Origin of the sequence: Bremerella alba (genome assembly GCF_013618625.1) — a bacterium.
Classification (GTDB): domain Bacteria; phylum Planctomycetota; class Planctomycetia; order Pirellulales; family Pirellulaceae; genus Bremerella; species Bremerella alba.
On the sequence record NZ_JABRWO010000006.1, the window covers coordinates 129171 to 154947 of the forward strand.

The following is a 25777-nucleotide window of genomic DNA, read 5'->3' on the forward strand; positions in this document are numbered from 1 at the left end:
AGAGTCATCTCCTTCGTTACTCCTACCTCAACCTGCCCGATTCAGCTATGTGGCATCGCCTATACTGCACACTGCCGGTGGTTGCGCTATTATGCGTGACGGCATCGGCTGATGAGCCTGTCGATTTCAATCGACAAATCCGACCCATTCTTTCGGATCGCTGTTTTCAGTGTCATGGTCCTGATGAAGAGGAACGCTATGGTGGCTTTCGGCTTGATGTCCGTGAAGGTGCAATCCAGGAGGCCGATTCGGGAAGTATTCCTATCGTTCCCGGTAGGCCTGACGAGAGCGAACTTCTATTACGTGTGTTGACCGACGACGAGTCGATGCAGATGCCCCCGCCGAAGGCGAATAAACCTCATCTGTCAGAACAAGAAGCAAGCCTCCTCAGGACATGGATTCAGCAAGGAGCTCTTTGGTCGCCCCATTGGTCTTTCGTTGCTCCGAAACGGCCAGAACTGCCGGCGGTTGAGAAATCGCATCAGGCTCGCAATCCCATCGATCAATTTATTCTGTCTCGGTTACAGAACGAAGGCTTAACTCTTTCAGCGGAAGCCGACAAACGAACGCTCATTCGGCGTGTAACACTCGATCTAATTGGCCTGCCACCCACGCCTGAGGAGATTGGGGAATTTCTCGATGATGACTCGTCGGATGCGTATGACAAAGTGGTCGACCGGCTTCTAGCCTCTCCTCACTACGGAGAACGAATGGCGTGGCCATGGCTCGATGCGGCCCGCTACGCCGACACCAATGGCTACCAGGGAGATCCCGAACGTACGATGTGGCCCTGGCGAGATTGGGTGATCAATGCTCTAAACGAAAACATGCCGTTCGATCAATTTACTCTCGATCAATTGGCAGGAGACCAAAGGCCCCACGCCACGCATGCCCAGGTAATTGCGTCCGGCTTTAATCGGAATCATATGCACAATGGCGAAGGGGGACGAATCGCTGAAGAGACTCGTGTTGAAAATGTATTTGATCGAACGGAAACGACGGCAACCGTATGGCTAGGTCTAACCTACACATGCTGTCGGTGTCACACCCATAAGTTCGACCCGATTACCCACACGGACTATTTCGCGCTTTATGATTTTTTCAATCAAACTTCAGAAGCGGGGGGAATTCGCGGTGGTGCGATTCCCCCGGCCATTGCCTACGTCAGTGGAGAAAATCGCAAAAAATTAAACCAGTACGATCAACAGATTGCCCGTTTGAACAAAGCGATTTTACAGGATGATACTGCCGCAGATTCGGCACAGGCAAGATGGGAAGCCGAGCAGCAGTCTGCACAGCCGTGGATAATACCCACCCTGGTTCATTTTCAGACAAGCGGAAGGTCGAAATTAGTCAAACTCGAAGATGGTTCGTTCAGGGCGGAAGGTGCTCGCCCCGATCAGGATGTTATTACGATTGTTGCTCAAACGGATCACCAAAACCTGAAATCAATTCGATTAGAGGCGATCGAGGATGATGTTTCTTCACCAGCTGGCAGTACCGGCAGAGCTGACAACGGTAATGCGGTACTAAGTGAGTTCGAGGTCTTCGTTAGACCATTGAACGGAACAGACGAAAGTGAAGTGCAATTAACGATTTCAAGTGGTAAGGCAGATCATGCCCAAAGCGGCCATCCGATTGAAGCCGCCTTCGATGGCCAAACGACCGGAGGAGGTGGTTGGGCGACAGAAGGTTTCCGCCGCAAGCAAAGCAACACGGCCATATTCAATACGAGTCAGCCTTTTGGATTCGACGGCGGCACTGAAATTCGCTTTGTGTTGCGCTGCGAGTCCAAGTACCCCGCACATACTTTGGCCCGTGTACGACTTTCCATCGGAACTTGGGATGGTAAGGAGCCGGTTCCGCTAGAGGCGCAGCAAATTCTTAGAAAAACTGTGGAGACGCGGTCGGACAAAGAGACGAACGAGCTTCGTCGGCTCTTTCGCAGCAAAATCTATTCGGGAAAGACTCCTAACGGAGATGCCTATCAGGGACTTTCTCGACAGATTCAACAAGCGGAATCAGATCGCACTAAGCTTCGAGAATCGCTCGACAAGACCAAAGTAATGGTCATGGATAGTTTGGCAAAGAGACGTGAAACGCGGATTCTTGAAAAAGGACTATATGACAAACCCGTCGGTGATGTGATCACCCCTGGTGTGCCTGAAGCCCTTCCGTCGCTGCTGCCAACCAATGCTCCGCTAAATCGCTTGGATTTGGCAAAGTGGTTGGTCGAAACTGATAATCCGTTAACGTCGCGTGTCATTGTAAACCGCTACTGGCAACTCTTCTTTGGAAAAGGTCTGGTGACGACGCCAGAAGACTTTGGTACGCAGGGTAAACTCCCTACTCATCCCGATTTACTTGACTGGCTGGCAGTAAAATTTCAATCGAGTGGATGGGACGTAAAGGCCATGCATCGTTTGATTGTTACCAGTGGAACCTATCGCCAAAGTGCCCTGCAAACGCAGCACCTGCGTGAACGCGATCCGGAGAATGCGCTTTTAGCAAGGCAGAACCGATTCCGTTTGCCATCGTGGATGATTCGCGATCAAGCACTGCACGTTAGTGGGTTGGCATCGCTCGAACTGGGTGGCCCACCGGTCAAGCCGTACCAACCTGAGGGAATATGGGCTGAAGCGACGTTTGGTAAAAAGAAATACAAGCAGGATCAAGGAGACGCAATTTACCGACGCAGTTTGTATGTGTTTTGGCGGCGCATCGTTGGTCCGACCATGTTTTTCGATGTGGCGAATCGGCAAACGTGTTCCGTGCAAACAGCGACCACCAATACACCATTGCACGCTTTGACTACGCTCAATGACATCTCCTACGTCGAAGCGGCACGAATGCTGGCCACCCGCGTCATCAAGGAAGTCGAAGAACCGGAAGATCGTATCCGTCGAATCTACTTATACCTGATGTCCCGGCCACCCAGCGAGGAAGAATTGAGTATCGTTCGTCACCGACTGAAGCTTCTGGAATCCGAATTTAATGGTGACCTGGCCAAGGCCAGGCAGCTTCTAACGATTGGACAGTCCAAGCCAGATAGTTCAATTTCCGTGGTACAGTTGGCGGCTTATACCGCGCTTTGTAATGCTCTTATGAACTTAGACGAGGTCCTCAATCGACCATGAGTACGCATGAAATATCTAGTCCTCAAAAAGATCATGCGATTGCGATAACACGCCGCCAATTGTTGGGCCGCACTGGAATTGGTCTTGGTAGCGTTGCGTTGGGCTCGCTGTTAGGTAGTGATTCGTCGGCCGCTGTACCCCGTAACGGATTCACTTTGCCACACTTTCCCCCAAAGGTGAAGCGGGTCATCTATCTGTTTCAGAATGGAGCACCGTCGCACGTCGACCTATTCGACTATAAGCCGAAGCTTCAGGAAATGCATGGTACGCAGATCCCTGACCAGGTCGTTGGTGGTAAGCGTTTCAGTACGATGACCGGCGGTCAGTCAGCTCGTCCTTGTCTCGCACCGATCACCAAGTTTGCTCAGCGGGGGAAGAGTAGAACCTGGATCGCTGAAGACTTTTTGCCACGCACGGCGGAAATTGTCGATGAGTTGTGCTTTTTGAAGTCGATGCACACGACCCAGGTAAATCATGCCCCGGCAATTACGTTTTTTCTTACGGGGGCCGAAATGGCTGGTCGTCCCAGCATGGGGGCATGGCTGACCTACGGGCTTGGTTCTGAGACCCAAGAGCTTCCCTCGTATGTGGTGATGACCAGCCGAGACAAAGAGGCCTCGTGTGGACAGATCTTCTATGACTTCTATTGGGGAAGCGGCTTTTTGCCCAGCAAATTTCAAGGCGTGAAGTTTCGTGGGGCGGGCGATCCGGTGCTTTACCTCTCGAATCCAAGTGGAATTAGTCGGGAAATGCGCCGCGGACTGTTGGATGACCTGGCTCAATTAAACGAGCTTGCTGCGGAAAGGACAGGTGATCCAGAGATTGCCACACGTGTGGCTCAGTATGAAATGGCCTACAAGATGCAGGCTTCGGTTCCTGAATTAACTGACTTTTCCAAAGAGCCGCAATACATCCTAGACATGTATGGACCGGATGTGCAGCGGAAAGGGTCTTACGCGTACAACTGCCTAATGGCACGGAGACTTGCCGAGCGTGGTGTCCGCTTTATTCAATTGATGCATGCAGGCTGGGATCAGCACCGCAATCTCAACTCGCAGTTGAAGATCCAATGTAACGATACCGACGCCCCAAGTGCGGCTCTTGTTAAAGATCTTCAACAGCGAGGTCTCCTTGAAGATACGCTGGTCATTTGGGGCGGAGAATTCGGTAGGACGCCGTTTCTACAAGGCGCGATATCGGAAACGAAAACCTGGGGACGTGACCATCATCCTTACGCCTTCTCGCTATGGATGTCCGGCGGTGGTGTTAAGCGAGGGGTTTCTCATGGCCAGTCCGATGAATTCGGTCACAATGCTGTGATAGACCCGGTGCATGTGCATGACCTGCAGGCGACGATATTACATCTATTAGGCATCGATCACGAGCGGTTTACGTATCGCTTCCAAGGCCGCGATTTCCGACTGACGGATGTTCATGGGCACGTGATCAGGGATATTCTAGCATAGCATTGCCGGCAGCCTGCTTGATCTAGCCAACGCTAGGTTCTGTTATGGCTACTGCTGTATTGGTTCAATAACCAACCAATTTATACAGGTATTGCTGCCACCCTTGGGCTTCCCAAGTGTGAGCGTCAATCTGCCGTCTTCGATTGCGACGTCCGAGGTAATCTCGATGAAGCTACCTGATTGCGTATCGAAGTTCTCTGCGACCACTTTCCCTTCAATCTGTAAGTTCTGCCCAAGCTGCTCGTGCCCAGCATCGCCAAGGCAGACCGAAACCCGGTAGCGTCCATTGGGTAAAGTGTACTCCCAGACATCTTCGACCCGCGTGAAGACAAACGCTGTGGCAAGCGGTGTCTCGTGCGTTCCGCGGTCGCGGATGTTCTTTGTCAGATCCTGATGCCAGCCGTATCTCGCATTGGCCTGATAAGGAAGCCCGATATCTTTCTGAAACCCAGGTACATCGGGACTGTTCGCGGAAGTGAAGTTGATGCCAATTGCGTTACTTGCGAGCTCCCCTTCGTGATCTGGAATTCCATCGCGTGTGGAATCGTGCTTCCATGATTTCCATCCCGGTGTGTACGGCAAGGGATCATTCTCGTCAGGTACTCCATCTACATCAGCATCGTGGGAATCAAGTCGATTCCAATTCGGCGTCGATTGCTTGGCGAGAACTGCCCAAATTTGTCGAGCAGCCTCTCGACGTGTCGCTGGAACAGGTTTTTCACTGAGAGCCGACACATCATACCCTTGCTTGGCAGCATTAGAGATAACTTGTGCGTACCAGCTATCTGCAGCGGGGTCGTCGGCTCGAAATGTTACGTCAGCAGGCCCTAGCTCCAGTAAACGCCGCAAGGCCAGCTGCTGAATTGCGGCGAATCCTGGTTCAAAAGGATCGACATCCGCGAACGGCCAAACGACTAAGGGGGCGCCATCCTGGCCGTCGAGCAAACCATCCCAGATCTCGGCCAATCTTTCTCGTTGCCAGGAAAGTTGAGAAGGATTCGTGCCATGCCGAAGTGAAACGGCCGCGACAGCTCCACTGGCCTGTCCGGCATGAATCGATTGATCGTGCAAGCGACAGGAAGAACTGACGATGCTGGTATAGCCGAGATTCTTTTGCGCCCCGAGCAGACCTTCAACTCCGGAAGGAACTAGGGCTCGCAGCGGAAAGACAGCTCGACCGGTCCCTTCACGTCCAAAGCGTCGATTTCCGCGAAAACTAGCTTCCCAGGGGCCGTCGTCCAACTTATCAGTTCGCCAAGAGCGTTTCGTTGGATGAAAGTCGAGCTCGAACTGCCAGGAGAACACGGCATCGGGAAACATCGTCGTGGCGTAGTTCGAACGTGCTTCGAAGCCCAGCACTTCCTGTTCGCGAAGTACGTGCTCAGCCTTCAGACGGATACTCTCGCGAATGTACGGCTTAGGTGGCAGTTGATTGGCCGTCCCAAACTCGGAGCTTAGCCCCATCTTTCTAAACTTCGGAAACTTTTGCTGAAGGTAGTAAAGGAATTTAAGCGAATGGTTCTGGGCATCGGCAAAAACGATGGCCCGCTGATCCGGCGTCATGGCCGCCAAAGATTTTTGAGATGAGCCCTGCTCTGTCTCTTCTAATGCCTTGGCTACATTGGCCGGAAAAACGTCCAAGGGGTAATCGATGGGAGGCGTATTAATGAGCAAGACATCCGGGTGATCAATCTGGTCGTACCCGTTTCCGTCGACTAAACGCCGTGTGGTGTAAGCAAACTTCTCGTCAATCCATCCCCACTTGCCTGTAAAGTAACGTTCGTCGTAGCCTTCGGGTTGAGGAATAAGACTGTCTTCCGTTTTCTCTTCGACAATCAGGCACCACGTGATGGGGTTGACGTCGGTTGCTGGTTCGCCAGATTCCGGAGCACTCGCTTCGTCATATTCGTCACGAGCATCGAGCCCGACATCCCACTTCGCCGCCGATTTTTGGATGACATCCCCCCAATCACTGGCGTCTATTGTCATCTTAGCGCGGACGGTCAGTTTGGGCTTGCCACTGGAGGATTGAAACACAACGCCACCGACGCGATCACTTTCCATAAGTACCGATTCAACGACGTAGTTCGAATAGCGGTGGATCTTCCCTGAGGCCTCATACGGAGCCAGCAGTTCACGGAAAATCTGTTCGGACACGACGGGGCGGCTGGTGGTGATGACGCGAGTATTGCCTGGACGGCGTACGCCCCCGTATAGCTCGGCATTCTTTGTTTCAATAGCATCGATGACGTCCCGAAAAATTCCACTTCGCGGAATGGGCACGGTCCCGTTGTACCCGTGCCCGCGGTTTTCGTCGATCGCTCCGAGTGCCTCGGCACTAAACTGCCCGCCCAACCACTCGATGTCGTTGACCAGTACGATTCGCTTGACACCCATGCGCGCCGCTTGAACGGCGGCTGCGCAGCCAGATTCTGTTCCGCCGACCACTAACAGATCGGCTTCGATCTCTTCAGCATGCCCAAGGGTCGGGAGTGCAATCGAAAAGAGCAGAGCAACAACACAGAATAGGTCGATAACTTGTCGCATCGTTTTAAACTCAATGAGGGGAGTATGGGGATGGGGTATGGCGAGGAACTAACGTCTTCGCGTCCTCTTGGGGATATCAAAGTTGTGCGTAGAGTCTGCTTGGGGAAGGCTGACCTTTTCCGTATGGTCGGAGAACAAAGGGACGCCATTGGGACCCATCTCTACGGGCTTTCCATCGAGACCGATGATGCGGACTCGTTGAGCTCCTCCGGAAGTGCCACGTCCTCCTTCCGCTGCCGTATCGAATTGACCATCTCGAATAATGGCCAGCCCTGCTTGACCGCTTGCTCCCTGGGACTTGTCGGGCTGAAACAGGATAGTTCCGGCAGGGACCGGCTGACCGTCGAAGTTAACTTGCCCCGAGACTCTATAGGTGTCTGATTGGGCAGCACCACATCCAGCTGCAGCGATCAAAAGCAACTGCCAGATACAATGAAATCGTTGATGTCGTTGATAGGGATCCATGGTTCCACCTTATGGAAACGCATTTAATTCTCGGTTGGGACCTCGCCCCCGTCACGGCTGGCAGTGGCTAGGAAGGCATCAAAATCGATTGTTTCTGGCACGAATCGCACCGAGCCATCTGCTCTGGCGAACATGGCTCCACCCGGGTGAAGACTACCGAAAGACGTATTGTTGAAGGTACTTATGATGTTGGTGTTGATGGGATAATAAATGTTTTTGGCTGTTGGAAATGCTCGATTTTCTACCGTCTGATCGAAACTGCCGTTGGCTCCGAAAACCCAATTGCGGGCTGTGGTATTTGGCAGGGTAGCCGTACTCCAAGAAATTTCACCTACCGCGTATGTGTTGGATGTACCATCCACAAAGTCTCGAAAGGCGGCGGGCTGGGGAAAGGTAAATGCACCTTGCTGGCCGTAACCACCATAGTGCCCAACGTTCAAAGCCGTCACGCTGTAGATGCCTCCCGACTCCGGGTTGGTTCCACTAGGACCCATGACGCCATAGTAGTGGGTCGTGTAGGGCTCAATTCCACTGCCGCTGGGAACTTGAGCGTTGGCATGCTTCCACCCAGTGTATTGGTCGACGCCGCTGGGACAAAGAAAACCATCGACTCGGTTTGCGCCCACTTCTTTCTTGCCTGGATCTTGCAAGGTTCCTTGGGAAAAATTGGCCAGATCGTGGAGGTTTCCATTTTCCATAAAGGGCAGAATGAAGACGTTCCAGCTCAACTGGTTTGTGGTGATGCCAGCAGGCGGAAATGAGCCATATGTGTCGCTATAGTTATGCAGTGCCAGTCCCAATTGCTTCAGGTTATTGGAGCACTGCATTCGTCGCGCCGCCTCGCGTGCCTGTTGTACGGCAGGCAGCAGCAACGCGATTAAAACTCCTATGATCGCAATGACTACGAGTAGCTCAACGAGTGTAAAAGCGTTTCGTTTCATGGCCGAGGGTCCTTGCCTGGGGATTTTGAAAAGGATTGCGAAAGATTAGAAACGGACGAGGATAAATGTGTGACTTACACTTCTGAAGATGAGAACTATTAAGTAATAGCGGGTGCGACCGTGTCCCAACCAAGTCGCTTAGAGATTACTTGTGCTTGTTCCATCACGGCGGATCGAACCTTTGGAAATCGATTCTTTGTCAGGCGCGTTTTCGGTCCTGTCACCCAGATCGAAGCAATAGGCTCGCAGCGACGATTAAAGATCGGCGCAGCAATGCAGTGGATCTCATCAACTTCTTCTCCCTGATCAAGCGCGAAACCCTGTCGTGCGACCAGGGCAAGTTCTTTGTAATAATCCGACTTCTTAGTGATCGTCCGATTGGTAAGCTTTTCGAAGGTTATGGAATCGACAATTGCCTTTCGATGCGTTTCTTCCAAGTAAGCCAAGATTGCTTTTCCTGGGGCGGCAGAATGAAGTGGAAACGAATGGCCGATTTCTACCATCACCTTGATTGGCTGGGGACTAGGAAGCTGTTCTAAGACAACACCACGATGATTACTGAGCGTTCCGATGAGTACGCTCTCTTGAGTGACGTCTCGCAGATTACGCATCGGTCCGAGCGACCTCTCTACCAAATTCGCTTCATCAATTGCGGCATATCCGAGCGCAAGTAGTTTTCGAGAGAGCACGTAACGCTTCTGAACTGGTTCGCGATTTAAATAGCCATAGTCGGCAAGCGTCGTCAGAATACGAAAAACGCTGTTTTTGGGGAGCGACAGCCGGGTTGAGATCTCAGAGATCCCAAGGCTTTCCGGTTCGGAAGCTAGAAACTCGAAGATCTGAAGAGCTCGAACCAGACTGGGAACATGGTACCGCTGGTCGAGCGTGTCGTTCTTTGAAATCATGGCCAGATACCTTTTGCCGTCATCGAACTAATTAAAAATACCCATGTTTGACTGGTAGTATATCGTTTGACATAACAAACACGCAAGGAAAATCGTAAATTACCAAAATTAAGTTACAGGCGTTTCCGGAACACTTACAGAAAAAGCCCCGAAGCTGATTGCCAGTTCCGGGGCTTGGATTATTTACTTAGACGAGTATGCGTGATGGATTCAGTCGGAAGACATCAGCTTGCGGTAGGCCAATTGATCGTCGTGCATACGGCGGAAGACTTGGTATTTCGCTTGATGAAACCGTGAAGTCGCCTCTTTCTTAGGTTCAAGTATTCTTTCCGCAGAGCTCATTGTCGCCATTGCTTGTAAAAGGTCTTTCTTTTCGCCGGAGGCGACGGCTCCTAGCATTGCGCTTCCCAGTAGTACGGATTCTGACTGCTGGGGTAATACAACACGGCAACCAGTGATATCTGCGTGCTCTCGAAGAAAAACGTCGTTCTTAGTACCACCGCCACAAGCAAAGATTGTATCGATGTGGTATCCGGCGTTGTTCATCACTTCGATGATGTGCCGTGTTCCGTACGCAATCGACTGAATCGTCGCCAGGTAGAGCACGGCCAGGTCGTCCAAAGTTGCTGAAAGCGAGAGTCCAGATATCATTCCACGCAGAGTTGGATCTGCCCATGGGGAACGATTTCCATGAAAGTACGGACCAACATGAAGGTCCCGGGCGAGCGATGCAGGTATCTGGCGATCTCGAGATAGGCATTTCAGTCGCTCGTTTAAGAGATCATATATGCTCTGATTGGTCGTCTCAGCAAGTCGATGCAACTCGGCAGTTGCTCCATGATTGTTGATCACGAAATCGATCAATGCCCCGGTCGCTGACTGACCTCCTTCGGTGAGCCACATTCCGGGAATCATGGCCGAATAATAAGGCCCCCAAATTCCTGAAATAAAGCGAGCATCTTGTGATGCGGCCATGTGGCAACTGGATGTTCCACCAATCAGTGCCAGTCGATGATCGAGTTCTTTGGCATCCGGAGAGACTCCTTCGAGCGCTGCTCCAATCATTCCGATTCCGCCAGCGTGGGCATCAATAATGGAAACTCCGACTGCTGTACCTTGTAGCAGACCTAATTCGACGGCAGCTTCACGCGAGAGGCCATTACCGATGGCCTCTCCCATCGGCCGAATACACGATCCGATACGGGTAAAATCCTCTTCTACCAAGTCGCCCAACCCGATCGATTCAAAGTACGAGGCATCCCAACGTCCGGTTTCGTCGCTTGTACTCTCGTGTCCCAAGTAAGTCCACTTACAAACGGTACTGCAAAGTGAGCGAGTTTCGTTCCCGGTTGCGCGATAAGTCAGGTAATCAGGTAGATCGAAAAACTTCTTGGCACGCTGCCAAGATTGGGGAAGGTTCTCTTTAAGCCAGAGTAGTTTTGGGGTTTCCATTTCGGGCGAGATTACATTCCCGACATACTTCAAGACATCGTAGGCCCCTTCATTGATTCGAGCGGCTTGAGCAGTCGCCCGGTGGTCCATCCAGACAATCACATTCTGATCATCGTTGCCATCAGGACTGACCGTGACAGGCTGCCCATTTTCGTCGGTCGCAACCAGAGAGCACGTTGCATCGAACCCAACACCACGAACCGTGGCAACGTCAATTGCGGCATCAGAAACCGCCTCGCGAACACACTGGCAAAGGGATTGCCAAATGTTGTTAGAGGACTGTTCGACAAAGTCGGCCTGTGGACGGAAAGTCTCGATCGGATAGACGGCCGAAGCGAGCATTGTTCCTTGGCCATTGAAAACGCCTGCTCGAGCACTTCCGGTGCCCACATCTACTCCAATGAAATGGCTATCACTCATGCGGTTAACCCTTCTTATGCCAACTTGAACCATCTTTCTGGGTACCACATAGATTGACCCGGATTCCCAATGCTGTGGCCATTGCGGCCCGGGTCCAAAAAGCTTGATCCGCCGCTGCTACGTCCTCGGCATAAGCCACCTGGACGTGATTCGCCTTGTGTTTGGCCATCATTTGATCACGAGAAACGCCGTAGGTGACGCCATGCATAATAGGCCAGACTGCGGTGGTACCCTCTAAACGTCGTTTCGTTTCCTCAGGAGGAAGTGCAAGCGACTCGCCGCGACCGAGATCCATATAAAGCGCGTTATCGGCAATGTAAATACGTGACCAGATGATTTCACCGGGGCGAGATACTCCCGAGAGCGTTGAACCCCCTTTAGGAAAATACATCGGCGGTTGGCGGTACCCGTGACATTGGTTCCATCCTCCAAGATGTTCCGCAGGTGCTGAGCCGGAGATCTCAAAGACCCAGACATACTGTGTCGTGGTTCCCGACTGATCGGGAGATCCCCAACGAAGGTCATGAAGTGTTGTCTCTACCGGTTGTCGCAAAATGCGATGAATACGATGAATCATCATGGCATCGAGGCCAGCGCATTCGTCGACTTCATTGAAATGAGGAATCGCTTGTCCCGCGTAGAGTTCCTTGGATCCATGTCGGTCGAAAACCGGAGGGCGGCTGGTGCTGTTGAGCGTTCCTTCAACCAAGTCACTTGCCGGCGTGAGGTCCTTTAAGCCTTGCTGATATTGAATGCCGATCGTTTCACAGCCAAATTGATCGGCCAGACGAACGGCCGCGATGTACATACGGCATTGTTCGAGCACTTGATTGGGCGTCAAATCTTCGACGTCGCTTTCCCCAAAGTGGAATTTCATGCCTTGGTCTCGGTACCACTGGAAAGCCTTGTTGGTATCATCGTCACTAACTTCGCGCATTTCTGCATACAGTGCCGATTGACTAAGACGTTCTTTGAAGACACCGAGAGGATGGAGAAGATGGTCGGGAATGATCGCGTTGAACATGCCCATGCAGCCTTCGTCGAAGACTCCCATTATTGCTTTGTCCTGGCGTAGTTCGTCTGCCAGTCGTTTGCCCGTTTGCGAGGCCAACTGCGGAATCCATTTCGGCTCAAGCGAGGCGACGTGGTCGGTCGTGTGGTGAACCGTACCGGTTTCCAGCCAAGTCTTCAGATGTCCCAGGAAAAAGTCATCGGTAAAATCCTCGCTCCAAAGCGTAGAATACTCAGCGCCGGCTTTCGTAAGCGAACCGTTCAGGTTGAGCATCCCTACCAGCCCTGGCCACTGTCCGGACCAGTTGGCTACGGTAAGAATGGGCCCTTGATGGCTGAGAAGTCCAGCCAAGACATGATGCGAATACTGCCAGACGGCTTCCGCTACGATCAGCGGAGCGTCAGGAGCAATCGTGCGAAATACTTCCATGCCTCGCTTTTGACTGTCGATGAATCCGTGCCCCTGGTCTGTTACCAGATGAGCACGCTGGACGCTGTAGCCTAGTTTTTCGACAGCGTTATTCAGTGCTTCTTCTAAGGCATTCTGGGCGGGCCAACATTTCTGATTTGCGGAAAGACGAGAGTCGCCGCTGGCGACCAATTGAACAGGGGGACGCTGAGTGGACATAAGCTTAGCTTTGGGTGACAGGGATATCGAGCTGATTCAAAATGTCAGCGACTTGCTGCCGCTGTGGCACGTGAAAACTATGGAAGGGCTCGGCCATGAAATCGTTGCAAATCCCCATCAATGAAAGGCAACACTTGGTGGCCTTAATATATTTAGATGCGTACTTGCCAATCTCATAGATACGCTGGAATTCGTTGATGCGATCGTGTAATTCTGCCAGCTCAACATTGTTGTTGGCAAGCTTTGCTTCGTAGCAATCAACAAACAATCTTGGCAATACGTTCGCCCCACCGGCGACAGCGCCATCGCCTCCGAGACGCATCGCCTCTGGTAATTTGGCTTCCGGTCCAATCATAACCGACCAGTCAGGACGAATGGTTTTAAGCTTGGCAGCCTCTTCGAAGTACGTCATGTCACCGCTGCTATCCTTGAGTCCCACTATGCCGTCGAGGTCGGCAAGTTGTTTCAACGACTCAATTTCGAACCACACTTTGGTAAGCTGTGGCATGTTGTACAACATCAGCGGCAAAGGTAGCTTTGGCGTAATGTTTCGAACGTAGCTAATCAGTTCAGTCTGGCCTGCGGGGAAGTAATATGGCGTTGTTAAGACGACTGCTGCAGCCCCAGCGTCGGCTGCATGCTGAGCCAGGGATACCGATTCAACGAAGGCCGTGTCGGTAATACCTACTAACACTGGAGTACGATCGCCGACTTGCCTGCAGACTGCATCGACCAGCTCTCGTCGCAGTCGGTAACTTAAACTGGGAGCTTCCCCGGTGCTACCCAGGATGAACAGTCCGTGTACGCCTCCTGTGATCGTATGTTCGATCAATCGCTGTAAGCCGTCATGGTCCAATTGGTCCCGTCCGGTCAACGGTGTCACAAGAGGCGGAATGATTCCGTGAAACGGTTTGCTGAGCGAATTCACTAAGTCGTTACCTTGAAGAGAAAGGGTTCGCGATGACAATTGTGGCACTTAGTATCAGGAGTTATCGTTGGGTGGTGTATCAGTCTCGCCGGTAGCGTCCAATGGCACGGATCGACTGAAAAATGTTGTTAGGAGCCAGCCAGTCAGCAATATCGTAAGTGTCCCAAAGACAATGACGAGATAGTTATTAAAGGGACTAGCCACCGTGGCCCATCCTGCGGGCCAGGCTTCTGTGCGAGAAAGGGTCATCCAAAGAATGACCAGCACGCCGAGCACAACACCAACAACGGCAGCTCGATTCCCCGCTTTCCGCGAGGTCATTCCCAGGAGGAATAAGCCAAGCATGCCTCCGCTGAAGATCCCGGCCAACTGCCACCAGGCATCCAGAATGCTTTGAACTTCCATCATGGCGATTGCGGTTGTCGTGCCGATTACACCCCATGCCATGGTGCTAATGTAGAGGACGATCATCGACTCGCGCTCGCTAGCCTCGGGGCGGATAAAGCGGCGGTAGAAATCAGTCAGCGTCAAGGTCGCTGCCCCATTCAAGCTTGTAGAGAGCGTACTCATCGCAGCGGCAAAGATTGCGGCGACAAGCAGTCCAGAGATACCGGTGGGAAGTCCATCGACGATGAAATAAGGAAACACGCCGTCTCCCTTGCCCTCGGCGACTTGAGCCTTGAGGGATTCCGGCAGAAGATCAGGCTGAGCGTTGTAGTAGGCAAAAAGTGCAGTACCAATCCACAAAAAGATAATGGAGATCGGCACATAGACCAATGCCCCGATCCAGACCGACGTCCGGGCATCACGATCCGATTTTGCGGCAATATAGCGCTGCACATAGCTTTGATCAATGCCGAAGTTTTGCAGGTTGATAAACATCCCATAGATTAAGACGATCCAAAACGTAGGCTGGGAAAGACTTAGTCCCAACAAGCCAAGGCTGAACTTGTTGTGGGTAGTCGCGATCTCCAGCATCTGCGACGCTCCCTCTGGCATGCTCATGGGAAGAATAATCGCACATGCAACGGCGCCTATTGCTAGTACAACGCTTTGCAGAGCATCGGTCCAGATGACACCTTCGATCCCGCCTAGAAGTGTGTAAAGCGTCGTGAGACCACCAGTTATCAAGATCAACGCTGGCACATTCCAGCCTAACAGTTGGTGAAGCGGCAGCGCTAAGAGGTACATTACCGACCCCATGCGTGCGACCTGGGTTAAAAGGTAGCAAGTTGCGGCGTAGGTGCGGGCCCACACTCCAAATCGCTGTTCCAAGTGTTGATAAGCTGAAACCGCATCACCTTTTCGGTAGTACGGCACGAACCAGGTCGTAGCGACCCAGGCCGCCAGAGGTAGGGAAACACTGAATGCCAAGGCATTCCAATTACTTGAAAAAGCCTTGCCTGGTAATGCCAAAAAACTGATGCTACTAACGTACGTTCCGAATATTGAGAGTCCGACTACCCAGCCTGGCATCGAGCGACCGGCGGCCATGTACCCTTCTGGGTTGCGGTTTTTGCGAAAGAACCACACGCCAAGCCCGACCACGCCAAGAAGGTATGTCACGAGCACGACGATATCGGCGATAGCAAATTGATGCACAGGAAAAGCCTCGTTCGAATTCGGTGCGTATTACAAGTAAACGTCGATCCGAATGCATTGGAATACCACTGGTATCCCAGAGTATGGACGCCATGAGACAGTCGTGCAAGTCCTTTCGTGCAGCGTTTGCGTTTGTGGCATTTATTGGTTCCGATGCAAAACAACGATACGACACAAAGTCTTTGCTCTTTGAAGACAGCGATGGGAACGGACGCGATCAATCATAGTTGGTTCTGTGGACGTGAGCATTTTGGCAGTTGATTGGCCACGCTGCGAAGACGAATCAAAGCTTCTTAAAGTTGATTGCAACAGTTGAGTCATGCGTCTGGGGCGTTGTTTTGTTAGAATGCCACTTGGGACAGCAGATTTACGTGTTTGTCTAAGTGCATTTGCTCTAGGCGGTTACCTGGCCCTTTGCTCAACTTGGAACTTATGGAAAAGACTCCGCGGCGTAAGCAAGCCTATCAATATATTCAGCAGCGGATCTTGTCGGGCGACCTACCTGCCGGCACACAGATTTCCGAACTTATGCTCGCCAAAGAAATCGGCATGAGCCGAATGCCAATCCGAGAAGCGATTCGGCAGTTGGAAGTTGAAGGGTTGGTGCGTCAAGTGCCGCGGTTCGGAACGATCGTGCATTCGTTAGATCGCTCGGAAATGGCCGAACTCTATGAAGTTCGCGAGGCTTTGGAAAGTCACGCTGCGGATTCGATCGCCGGAAATATCACCAGTGAAGACAAGCAGATCCTTTCGCTTCTCTGCAAAAAAATATTGATACTTGGCCGGGAATTGCGTGACAGCAAGGAGAAGACATTCAGTCCAGAGCTGATGCAGAAGTTTTTAGCGGCGGATATGGGGTTCCATATGGTGATATTGCGAGCCAGCGGAAACCGCCGGATGATGAAGATAGTTTCGGATCTTCGCGTGCTTTCTCGCATTTTCACTGCGAAACGGGAGCCGCACGATTTGGAAATTGTAACAAGCGTCTATCGCTACCATCGTCGCATATTGCGAGCTTTGAAGCGTGCAAACGGGGAAAAGGCTCGTTACTGGATGCGGGAACATATTCGTGAGAGCCGACGCTTGGCACTCGAATCGTTCGATCGTCATCAGGCAATGGGGGACGCGAGGAATGCTCTGCCACTCGCCTTGCCTCAGGATTTACTGGAAGAAATCAATCAGATTGAATCTGGTGAAACTTAACGCGGAGTTGCCATTCTGGCCTGATGAGCTTGCAGATATCGGTGAAGCGACTCTTTCAATTCTGCCGACTTCTCTGTCTCTATTTCGCTGAGGTTCATTTGTTCGGACGGGTCACTGGAAAGATTAAAAAGCTCGACGTGATCGTTTTCGGCAAACCAAAGCAACTTGTAATTACCTCGACGGATCGCAGACTGGGGCGTGGTTTTGCTAACCGCGAAATCGTCGATACCTATGGTCGGTTTGGCCGTGCCGTAGCCACGCTCTGGATGGTAATAGGGAAAGTGCCAAATGAGGTCCCTCATAGTAGCTTGCTGCGAGGAATCTCCGCTTATATTAATTGCTCGGCCGTCTACTTCATCGATTCGGCCGCCGGCTGCCTGAACGATGGTGGAAGGAAGGTCATATCCAATTGTGGGGGTATCATTCTCAGAACCGGGCTCTCCATAACCGTGCCAACGCACGATGAGCGGTACACGGATTCCTCCTTCGTAGAGATTCCATTTGGATCCACGGAGCGGCCCATTAGCCGTAAATTCCGGGTGCCCTCCATTGTCGGAAAAGAAGACAAATAGCGTATTGTCCTCTTGGCCACTATCCTCCACAGCTTGCATGATCTGGCCAACATGGTGATCGAGTGTCTCTAGAAAAGCCGCGTACTTAATGCGATTGGCTCGGTTCTTAGAGTCTAGAGGAATGGTCTTTTCATAGTGATTAGTCAGCCACCTTAGTGGTGTTCTCACAGGCGTGTGAACGTAGAACGACGAAGCCATGACAAAGTATGGCTTGTTATGTGGCTTTCGAATATATCGGCAGACTTTCTCTACCATCGAGTCCGCAATGAAGGTTCCCTTTTGGTCGATTTCTGCTGGCAGATTGCGATTCCACGAATATGGGTGCGCCCCAAAATCTTCTTCGGCGACTTGAAACCCTTGCTGCTTGGGACCATGTGTGGGGCTCCACCCCAGATATCGCCGGTGATGTTGGTTCAAATGCCACTTTCCATAGAACGCGGTGTCATAGCCCAAATCGCTTAGTCTCTCAGCGATCGTCCGTTCAACAAGGGGAAGGTTGAGCGTGAGTGGAGGTGCTATTAGGGCCGTTGGGACATCTAAGTTTTGCCCGCCGGCGGCATTCTTTGTTACGAATTCGAAACCTAGACGGGCCGTTGTTTTCCCTGTCATCAGGCTAGCTCGTGAGGCCGAACAGATTGGTGCCGACGCATAAGCATTGGTGAATCGAATACCGGCCCTCGACAGTCGATCGATATTGGGAGTTCGATGCCAGGGGTGGCCGTAGCAGCCCAGATCCGACCATGCCAAGTCATCGGCAAGAATAAAGACGACATTGGGTTGAGGTGGTTCCGCCGCAATGATTTGTATTGGCATCCATAAAAACATGATGAGAGTCAGGAGCGGAAATATTCGCGGAGAGATCATGGGACGCTCCAAAAGTAAAAGCCTCGAAACAATTTAGAACTCGTTGGTTCGGAAGACTGAAAAGTGCTTAGCAATCGTTAAACAAGTAAGACGTAGTGTGGAAAGGATCAAGACGTCTCAATCGACTATGCGATCACTTCCAGCGGACAAGTCGAGCTAGCCTGGAAAAATTGGCAACAAGCGGTAAGAAAAAACTTGATTTCATTTTGGCTGTGCCATATCTTGGGATCCCAGCGGGATGCTATTATCGTCTGTGCTCCCCGTATGAGTCAAATCGCCTGCTAATTAATCGTCAATAACGCTCCGGTTGTTTCCGGAGCAACTGGATTCAATTGCGAGAGATCAAAACCCGCACACTGCATTTTCTTTTCATGATTTCTATTCGTTAAACGACTTCCTTACATCGCAAGGATTCTCTCATGACCGATTTCCATCCAAAGAATGGTCGAAGGCCCCACGGTTTTACGTTGGTCGAGTTGTTGGTAGTGATCGCGATTATTGGAGTTCTGATTGCCTTGTTATTGCCGGCAGTCCAGGCAGCCCGGGAAGCGGCTCGGCGTATGCAGTGTAGCAATCATTTGAAGCAATTGAGCTTGGCACTGCATAATTACCACGACACCTTCGGTGCATTCCCGCCTGGTGGATATAAGGATGGAAATCAACTGAGTTGGCATGCTCGTATCTTGTCGTTCATCGAGCAATCGGCCATCGAGGATCAGATCGTGTGGACCGCATCTGGCTATCCTGCAAACAAGCCACTTACGCTCGATATCGTTCCTGATACTTTCCATTGCCCTAGTAACGTAAGTGACAAACAACGGGGCGTCTGGGGGAGCGGCCAAGTGAGTGGCCAGAATACATATACGCAGCATTACAATGGCGTCGCCGGGCCCATCGGGACCAATCCGCAGACCGGTCAAAGCTACCCCGTTCTTATCGGAAATGCTTACCACTCCGCTTGTACTGGCGCCAGCGAACGCCGCGGCATGGCCACCGGAGGAACGTTGTATGTCGATTCCAAGGTCCGATTCGGCGACATTACTGACGGCAGTTCGAATACGCTAGTTATTGGCGAACGCTTTGAAGGAGAGACGAGTTGGATTGCCGGGACCAGCAACACGATTGGGTGGCCATGCGATGCGGCGGCCTTTAAGAATCTCGAATACAGCGTTAATTTCTGCGGCCCCAATGAATCTTGTGGTTCCTATGGCAACTCACGGCCGTTTTCCAGCAATCATCCCGGCGGTGCCCAGTTCGCCTTAGGAGATGGATCGGTTTCGTTTCTGCCGGAGACGACAGACTTCGATGTATTGCTCTCAATGGCTAGTCGAAGTGGTAACGAGCCGATTTCCAAGCCTTAACGAAGATTCATTCCCTGAGATTCCTATCGCGACTAAAAACACAACTGCGAGAACTCATTATTATGAACGCCATCTTTTCAGGGCTGCCTGCGAACAAATTGGCTTACCTTATCTGCTTGTTGGTAATGGGTTGCCTTTCGTCGCTCGCATGCCAGACGGAAACTTCGGATCGTTTTGTGTTATCTGGTGATGCCACGTACGATGGAAAGCCTATCCCTACCGGCGAGTTGATATTTACGCCAGATACTGGTCGTGGAAACAAGGGCCCGCAAGGCAAAGCACGGATTCAAGATGGTAAGTTCTCGACGGAAAACAACGGTCGTGGCGTTGTCGGTGGGCCTCACCGTGTCGAACTTCGCGCCTTCGACGGCATAGAGTACGAAGGCCGCGAAATGAAAATTGAAGAAGGTCGGCCATTATTCGGTTCCTTGATGGCTGAGATCGACTTGCCCGAGAAATCTGCCAATCTGAAAGCAGTGGTTGTGACTGAAGGAAACAAACCGCAATTAGTACTGACGGTTTCGCAATAGTGTTGTCAAAGTTGAATTTCGTTTTCCCTCCCTAAGAATGCCTTTCCATGCTTGAAGAACCCACTTTACTGCTAAAACGCACGACCGCCTTTGCGTTATTGCTGCTCGCTGTCTGCTGTGGTGAGTCGCAAGTCAATGCGGATGATGATTTAGCGACGGTGAAATACCGAAATCCCGGATTGAAAGTTGATTTAGGGGTGGGGCTATGGGCCTGGCCTATGCCCATGGACTGGGATGGAGACGGAGATACGGACTTGGTGGTGTCGTGTCCCGACGTTCCTTTCAACGGAATGTATCTATTCGAGAACCCCGGCGACGACGGCAAGTCGCCAACATTTAAGCCGCCAGTCAAAATCGGTCCCGGTATGCATTCCGTGCATGTCTCATACGTCGATGGAAAACCTCGGGTCCTTTCTCCTGGTACTGAATGGGTGAACTTTCTGGGCAAAGAATTCCGAGAAACCAAGTCGATCTATCCCACCAAAAATGTTCACCCCAATCGTGTGCGTGCCAACCAATGGCGCTACGTCGACTATGACAACGATGGGGCAACCGACTTGTTGATTGGCGTAGGCGATTGGAAGGAATATGGTTGGGACGATGCGTTCGATGACGAAGGGAATTGGACTCGCGGGCCGCTGCATGGTTATGTCTATCTGGTTCGCAATACCGGAACGACCGACAAGCCAACCTATGCCAAACCAACGAGACTTGAGGCAGATGGACAACCAGTGGATGTCTTTGGAATGCCTTCCCCGAATTTGGCTGATTTCGACGGGGACGGGGATTTGGATCTGCTTTGCGGTGAGTTCCTAGACGGCTTCACGTATTTCCAGAATATTGGTACCCGAGAGCGACCGAAGTTCGCGACCGGCAAGCGTCTCAATTTTGAGGGACATCCGCTGGCGATGGACCTACAAATGATTACGCCCACTGCATTTGATTGGGATCAGGACGGAGACTGGGATCTTATCGTGGGTGATGAAGATGGTCGAGTCGCGCTGGTTGAGAATACCGGCCAAGTCATTGATGGTCTCCCACAATTCCTTCCACCGAAATACTTCCAGCAAGAAGCCGATGCACTAAAGTTCGGTGCACTGGCGACACCAGTTAGTGTTGACTGGGACCGTGATGGTGACGACGACATCATCACGGGAAACTCGGCCGGGAATATTGCCTTCTTCGAGAACTTAGATGGTGGAAACCCGCCGAAGTGGGCCGATGCGAAACTGCTGAAAGTTGGTGGTAAACCTATCCGCCCCCAGGCCGGACCTAATGGATCGATTCAAGGACCAGCCGAGGCGAAATGGGGATACACCACGTTAAGCGTTGCTGACTGGGATCATGACGGCAAGGATGACCTGATGGTCAATTCAATCTGGGGAAAGATCCAGTGGTATCGTAACACTGGCTCGGTCGATGAATTGGCAGAAGCAAAGCCGGTAGAAGTTGAGTGGACAGGAACTCCGCCTCATCCTGCGTGGAATTGGTGGAAGCCTGACGGCAAGCAATTGGCTACCCAGTGGCGCACAACGCCGGTTGTTATCGACCTAGATAAGGATGGTTTGAATGATTTGGTCTGTTTGGATCATGAAGGTTACTTGGCGTGGTTTCAACGGGAAAAGGCTGGCGATCAATTGGTCTTGCGCCCTGGTAAGCGGATTTTCACCAATCGGAGAGGTGAGCCGCTACGACTAAACGCAAAAAATGCTGGGGGAAGCGGCCGACGTAAAATCTGTTTTGCCGATTGGGATGGTGACGGCAAATTAGACTTGCTCCTCAACAGTCGCAGCATTGACCTGATGCGTAATGTATCTACACAGGATAAGCCCTGGGCGTTTGATGCTCCTGTTCAAGTTCATCCGCATCGCCTTGCAGGGCATACAACAAGTCCCACCATTGTTGATTGGAATCAAGACAATCGCCCCGACCTGTTTGTTGGTGCGGAGGATGGCCACTTTTACCTTCTGGAGAATAACTGGAAGCCATACGAGGCTAAGAAGGTAGGCTCTGTGGAAGTCGAACGAAGGAAGATTTCTCTTCATCCATTTGACAATGGTTCAAAAGCGTACGGAAACCGACCTTATGTTTGGGAGTCTGTGCCCAAGCGTTTTCAGGGGTGGCAGTTCCTGCGCGGCAATGGCGGAGAATCTGAACCTGCGTTCGTGACCGCCACGGAGAACGCGACCGTTTACTTAGCTATCTCGGCGTCGGTCAAACCTTCCGAGCTGCCTGAATGGAAGCTGGTTGAGGGGGCAGTGTTTCACTACACCGATGGCGGAAGCACAAAAATGCGAATTTACGAGTGTGACTTGTCGACCGGAGATCGAATCGCGATACCTCAGCTGACCTGGACCGGGGGGATTCTCTTGTTACCTCCCACCCCTGAACGCAAGTCAAATGAATCCGCTCAGTCTGTACCAGGTAAACCAAACGTGTTGTTCATCGTCGTCGATGATCTTCGCGTGCAGTTGGGGTGTTATGGTGATTCGATAGCCGATACGCCCAATATCGACGCTCTAGCAGCTCGCGGCATGTTGTTTCGACAAGCTTTTTGCCAACAGGCATTGTGTAATCCCTCACGTGCTTCGGTTATGACCGGGAGATATCCCGATTCTTTGGGAATCTGGAACCTGGCAACGCATTTTCGGGAAACCCATCCGAATGTGGTCACATTGCCAGAGCGTTTCAAACGGGAAGGATACTTTACGCAAAATATTGGTAAAGTGTTTCACAACTATCGCCAGGAAATTCAGAACGACGAGCAGTCGTGGAGCGTTCCGGCAAAATACGACTGGGGTGCCCATTCCAACGATTGGTACGTCGATGGGGAGCCTTTTGAAATGCATCAGGTGCCCAAGGGGCCATCCATCCAAAAGGTAGATGTGCCTGACGAGGCGTATCTTGATGGCCGTATCGCGAATGCTGCTGTTGAGGCAATCCAACAGCGGGCACAGGACAATCGACCATTTTTTCTGGCAGTCGGTTTCTGGAAGCCCCACCTTCCTTTTAATGCTCCGCAGAAATATTGGGACCTGTACGATTTCGAAGAGATAGCACAGCAGACCAAGACTCTACCAACCTCGGATGCTCCCGAGATTGCTCTCCATGATAGTCGTGAAGTTCGCGGCTACACAGATATTCCGAGGAAGGGAGATATCTCTCGAGAGGTCAATCTAAGACTGAATCACGGCTATTACGCGGCCATTTCTTTTCTCGATGCTCAGATTGGAAAAGTGCTCGATGAATTGGAGAAGGAAGGTCTCGCTAAAGACACGATCGTTGTGCTTTGGTCCGACCATGGATTGCATCTAGGCGAGCATGACCTGTGGTGTAAGACAAGCAATTTTGAGTTGGATGCCCGAGTTCCTCTGATCATATCCCAACCCGGAATGACTACATCAGGCAAGCAAAGCAATTCATTAGTCGAATTGGTTGATCTCTATCCCACGCTTTTGCAGCTATGCGGAATCTCTCCCCCGCCGTCGGTCGAAGGTAAGACTTTGGTGCCGATTATTGAAAACCACAAAGCTGTGGTGCGAAACGGCGCTTTGACGCAACACCCACGTCCGGCATATTACCGAGGTAAACCAGAGGTCATGGGCTACTCGCTACGCACAAGTGATTTCCGGTATACCGAATGGCGCGACTTTAAGACCGGCAAGATAAATGCCGTCGAACTCTACGATCACAAGCGAGATCCCCAAGAATCGGCCAACGTGGCAAATGAGTCGCCCTATCAGGCTGCTCGGCAGACACTCAGCGAACAGTTAGCAACTCGTCTAAACCGAAACTAATGTTTAGGCATTCACTTGAGTGAACCGGTGTCATGCAAAAAGGTCCGTCGAGAAATACCGTTCCATGCGATCGGGAAAGACGGTCAAGCAAATTGGATCGCCACTCTGCTCTCGGTATGCCTGGACAGCAGCTAAGTAATTAAGACCAGAGCTGGGGCCAACCGGAAATCCGGCACGAATTAGCTGCCTGGTTGTGTCGATTGCTTCTTCATCTGAAATCTCAAATTGTTTCAGGTTTGGCAGGTGGGCTTCGCGAAAGATAGCTGAAAGGCCATCAACTACTCCAGGAATGCGAGTGCTGAAACTACAGCACTCGACATCGGATATCAGTCGGTTGCTGACGGGACGAGCCAAGACCGGCATGACCTTACATCCCGCAGAGGCAAGTCCCTGAGTGACGCCGACTAGGGTACCTCCCGTTCCCACACCGCTCACGAACATATCGACCTTGCCACTGGGAATCTGGCAAAGCACTTCGGCAGCCGTTTCATCACAGTGGGCCTTTGCGTTATCAGGGTTTGAAAATTGCTGAGGCCAGAAGGCTCTCTGCTCTTCAGAGATTTGCTGAGCCAAGCGAATGGAAGCATCAATTCCGTCTTCAGCTTTAGTCAACTCGACATTTGCACCATACGCTCGGATTATCTTGATCCGTTCAGGGCTCACATTCTCTGGCATCACGGCGGTAAATTGAAGTCCTAACTGGGCCGATGCGAGCGCGAACGCAATACTCGTTGAACCACTCGACGCTTCGACCACCTGATCGCCAGGTTGAATCCGCTGGCTGCGCATCGCTTTTGATAAGATGTAGCGCGCAATTCGATCTTTCGTCGACCCACTCGGATTCAAATATTCTAGTTTGCACCAGATGGGCACTCCGTGTTCCTGGAGGAGGATTGGAACCAGCGGAGTCGTAACGCGACTGTTTGCGAGGATGGCTAAGGGATCGATCATCGAGAATCTAGAACCAAGGGTAAGTCATCGACATGTGAAAACGCGCAGGCCGAGTTTGGAAGTATAAATTCAGTCCGCGATGGGTTAAAGTAAGGACTTGCTCTTCAGTGACTATTTCCTCTGCTTCTGACCTTAAAACCTCTTTACGTGATCAAATGATGCTCATCATGCGGAATAAATTCCCCCTTATAGCTCTCGTCGCATTACTCTTCACGGCATCCTTTGTGGTTACTGGAAGAAGTGAAGAAGTAGAACTGCCAGCCAAGGATAAGTTTCATCTGTTTCTCTTGGTTGGTCAGTCCAACATGGCCGGACGAGGAAAGGTAACGCCTGACGACCAGCAAGAGAATCCCAAAGTATTGATGCTCAATCAACAAGGCAAGTGGGTGCCAGCGGTCGATCCGCTGCACTTCGATAAACCAAGGGTGGTGGGCGTAGGGCTTGGACGTACTTTCGGGATGGAGGTTTCACAGAGCAACCCAGATATCACAATTGGTCTTATTCCATGTGCTGTGGGGGGCTCGCCAATCGAGTCCTGGGAACCCGGAGCTTGGGATGCCCCGACGAAATCGCACCCCTACGATGATGCCATGAAACGTGCAAACGAGGCTCTCAAGTCAGGCCAGTTAGCGGGGATACTTTGGCACCAAGGGGAATCTGATTCGCGGCCCGAGAGAGCGAAGGTCTATGAACAAAAACTTCGTGAATTGATCGCACGGTTTCGTAAGGAGCTAGGCGGAAATGACGTGCCGTTTATCATCGGCCAGTTAGGCCAATTTGAAGAAAATCCTTGGAACGAGGCCAAAGCAAAGGTCGATCAGGCTCACAAAAATATCGCGAAGTCCGATAAGAAAGTTGAGTTCGTAGAATCCGATGGACTTACCCACAAAGGTGACAAGGTCCACTTTAATGCCGAGTCTTATCGCGAGTTCGGAAAGCGTTATGCCAAAGCATACTCAGAGGTCACCGAAAAAGAGACGAAGGAGTAGCGACGCCT

At 51.6% G+C, this 25777-nt stretch carries 17 protein-coding genes; 7 read left to right on the forward strand and 10 right to left on the reverse strand.

Annotated elements, in window-relative coordinates; genetic code table 11:
• Positions 1-47 precede the first annotated feature (47 nt).
• Both HOV93_RS11675 and HOV93_RS11680 read left to right on the forward strand, forming a co-directional pair.
• Positions 48-3137 carry a PSD1 and planctomycete cytochrome C domain-containing protein gene (locus tag HOV93_RS11675; protein ID WP_207396683.1) on the forward strand — a complete coding sequence of 1030 codons (3090 nt, stop codon included), beginning with the start codon at positions 48-50 and terminating at the stop codon, positions 3135-3137.
• Positions 3134-4603: a DUF1501 domain-containing protein gene (locus HOV93_RS11680; protein WP_207396684.1), complete on the forward strand. Its 1470-nt coding sequence runs from the start codon at positions 3134-3136 to the stop codon at positions 4601-4603. Before HOV93_RS11675 ends, HOV93_RS11680 begins: the two co-directional genes overlap by 4 nt.
• 48 nt (positions 4604-4651) lie before the next feature.
• On the opposite strand, the gene HOV93_RS11685 is transcribed toward HOV93_RS11680, so the two are convergent.
• From HOV93_RS11685 to HOV93_RS11720, 8 genes are all read right to left on the reverse strand, one after another.
• A complete protein-coding gene (locus HOV93_RS11685; protein WP_207396685.1) occupies positions 4652-7150 on the reverse strand; it encodes an FAD-dependent oxidoreductase in 2499 nt (832 codons plus the stop codon).
• A 48-nt stretch (positions 7151-7198) separates the two neighbouring features.
• Complete coding sequence (locus tag HOV93_RS11690; protein ID WP_207396686.1) at positions 7199-7615, reverse strand: hypothetical protein; 417 nt, start codon at positions 7613-7615, stop codon at positions 7199-7201.
• Positions 7616-7638: 23 nt separating this feature from the next.
• Positions 7639-8556: a DUF1559 domain-containing protein gene (locus HOV93_RS11695; protein WP_207396687.1), complete on the reverse strand. Its 918-nt coding sequence runs from the start codon at positions 8554-8556 to the stop codon at positions 7639-7641.
• 98 nt (positions 8557-8654) lie between these two features.
• Positions 8655-9461 (reverse strand): IclR family transcriptional regulator, encoded by an 807-nt coding sequence (locus tag HOV93_RS11700; RefSeq protein WP_207396688.1) that lies wholly within the window; start codon positions 9459-9461, stop codon positions 8655-8657.
• A 210-nt stretch (positions 9462-9671) separates the two neighbouring features.
• Positions 9672-11333: an FGGY-family carbohydrate kinase gene (locus tag HOV93_RS11705; protein WP_207396689.1), complete on the reverse strand. Its 1662-nt coding sequence runs from the start codon at positions 11331-11333 to the stop codon at positions 9672-9674.
• Between the two features lie 4 nt (positions 11334-11337).
• A complete protein-coding gene (locus HOV93_RS11710; RefSeq protein ID WP_207396690.1) occupies positions 11338-12972 on the reverse strand; it encodes an L-fucose/L-arabinose isomerase family protein in 1635 nt (544 codons plus the stop codon).
• 4 nt (positions 12973-12976) lie between these two features.
• Positions 12977-13900, reverse strand: coding sequence for a dihydrodipicolinate synthase family protein (locus HOV93_RS11715; protein ID WP_207396691.1), 924 nt, complete (start codon positions 13898-13900; stop codon positions 12977-12979).
• A 54-nt stretch (positions 13901-13954) separates the two neighbouring features.
• Positions 13955-15502, reverse strand: coding sequence for a sodium:solute symporter (locus tag HOV93_RS11720; RefSeq protein WP_207396692.1), 1548 nt, complete (start codon positions 15500-15502; stop codon positions 13955-13957).
• A gap of 432 nt (positions 15503-15934) precedes the next feature.
• On the opposite strand from HOV93_RS11720, the gene HOV93_RS11725 reads away from it, so the two are divergent.
• Positions 15935-16705, forward strand: a complete 771-nt coding sequence (locus HOV93_RS11725) for a GntR family transcriptional regulator (protein ID WP_207396693.1) — start codon at positions 15935-15937, stop codon at positions 16703-16705.
• Here HOV93_RS11725 and HOV93_RS11730 read toward each other — a convergent pair.
• A complete protein-coding gene (locus HOV93_RS11730; protein ID WP_207396694.1) occupies positions 16702-18141 on the reverse strand; it encodes a sulfatase in 1440 nt (479 codons plus the stop codon). The two genes, HOV93_RS11725 and HOV93_RS11730, sit on opposite strands and share 4 nt — an antisense overlap.
• A 419-nt stretch (positions 18142-18560) precedes the next feature.
• Here HOV93_RS11730 and HOV93_RS11735 point away from each other — a divergent pair, with 419 nt between their 5' ends.
• The 3 genes from HOV93_RS11735 to HOV93_RS25770 all read left to right on the forward strand — a co-directional run bounded on the left by HOV93_RS11735 (position 18561) and on the right by HOV93_RS25770 (position 23829).
• Entirely contained in the window at positions 18561-19502 is a 942-nt protein-coding gene (locus tag HOV93_RS11735; RefSeq protein WP_207396695.1) for a DUF1559 domain-containing protein, read from the forward strand.
• 62 nt (positions 19503-19564) lie between these two features.
• Positions 19565-20032, forward strand: coding sequence for a hypothetical protein (locus tag HOV93_RS11740; RefSeq protein WP_207396696.1), 468 nt, complete (start codon positions 19565-19567; stop codon positions 20030-20032).
• Positions 20033-20079: 47 nt separating this feature from the next.
• Positions 20080-23829 carry a sulfatase-like hydrolase/transferase gene (locus tag HOV93_RS25770; RefSeq protein ID WP_235990231.1) on the forward strand — a complete coding sequence of 1250 codons (3750 nt, stop codon included), beginning with the start codon at positions 20080-20082 and terminating at the stop codon, positions 23827-23829.
• 30 nt (positions 23830-23859) lie between these two features.
• Here HOV93_RS25770 and HOV93_RS11755 read toward each other — a convergent pair whose 3' ends face one another.
• Entirely contained in the window at positions 23860-24780 is a 921-nt protein-coding gene (locus HOV93_RS11755) for a PLP-dependent cysteine synthase family protein (RefSeq protein ID WP_207396697.1), read from the reverse strand.
• 167 nt (positions 24781-24947) lie between these two features.
• Between HOV93_RS11755 and HOV93_RS11760 the strand changes: the two genes are divergently transcribed.
• Positions 24948-25769 (forward strand): sialate O-acetylesterase, encoded by an 822-nt coding sequence (locus tag HOV93_RS11760; protein ID WP_207396698.1) that lies wholly within the window; start codon positions 24948-24950, stop codon positions 25767-25769.
• Positions 25770-25777 lie beyond the last annotated feature (8 nt).

Excerpts from the sequence above, each read along its gene's own strand:
- HOV93_RS11730 (WP_207396694.1), bottom strand. The coding sequence starts at position 18,141 with ATGATCTCTCCGCGAATATTTCCGCTCCTGACTCTCATCATGTTTTTA.
- HOV93_RS11690 (WP_207396686.1), bottom strand. The coding sequence starts at position 7,615 with ATGGATCCCTATCAACGACATCAACGATTTCATTGTATCTGGCAGTTG.
- HOV93_RS25770 (WP_235990231.1), top strand. The coding sequence starts at position 20,080 with ATGCTTGAAGAACCCACTTTACTGCTAAAACGCACGACCGCCTTTGCG.
- HOV93_RS11700 (WP_207396688.1), bottom strand. The coding sequence starts at position 9,461 with ATGATTTCAAAGAACGACACGCTCGACCAGCGGTACCATGTTCCCAGT.
- HOV93_RS11725 (WP_207396693.1), top strand. The coding sequence starts at position 15,935 with ATGGAAAAGACTCCGCGGCGTAAGCAAGCCTATCAATATATTCAGCAG.
- HOV93_RS11705 (WP_207396689.1), bottom strand. The coding sequence starts at position 11,333 with ATGAGTGATAGCCATTTCATTGGAGTAGATGTGGGCACCGGAAGTGCT.
- HOV93_RS11685 (WP_207396685.1), bottom strand. The coding sequence starts at position 7,150 with ATGCGACAAGTTATCGACCTATTCTGTGTTGTTGCTCTGCTCTTTTCG.
- HOV93_RS11755 (WP_207396697.1), bottom strand. The coding sequence starts at position 24,780 with ATGATCGATCCCTTAGCCATCCTCGCAAACAGTCGCGTTACGACTCCG.
- HOV93_RS11740 (WP_207396696.1), top strand. The coding sequence starts at position 19,565 with ATGAACGCCATCTTTTCAGGGCTGCCTGCGAACAAATTGGCTTACCTT.
- HOV93_RS11735 (WP_207396695.1), top strand. The coding sequence starts at position 18,561 with ATGACCGATTTCCATCCAAAGAATGGTCGAAGGCCCCACGGTTTTACG.
- HOV93_RS11695 (WP_207396687.1), bottom strand. The coding sequence starts at position 8,556 with ATGAAACGAAACGCTTTTACACTCGTTGAGCTACTCGTAGTCATTGCG.
- HOV93_RS11760 (WP_207396698.1), top strand. The coding sequence starts at position 24,948 with ATGCGGAATAAATTCCCCCTTATAGCTCTCGTCGCATTACTCTTCACG.
- HOV93_RS11710 (WP_207396690.1), bottom strand. The coding sequence starts at position 12,972 with ATGTCCACTCAGCGTCCCCCTGTTCAATTGGTCGCCAGCGGCGACTCT.
- HOV93_RS11680 (WP_207396684.1), top strand. The coding sequence starts at position 3,134 with ATGAGTACGCATGAAATATCTAGTCCTCAAAAAGATCATGCGATTGCG.
- HOV93_RS11675 (WP_207396683.1), top strand. The coding sequence starts at position 48 with ATGTGGCATCGCCTATACTGCACACTGCCGGTGGTTGCGCTATTATGC.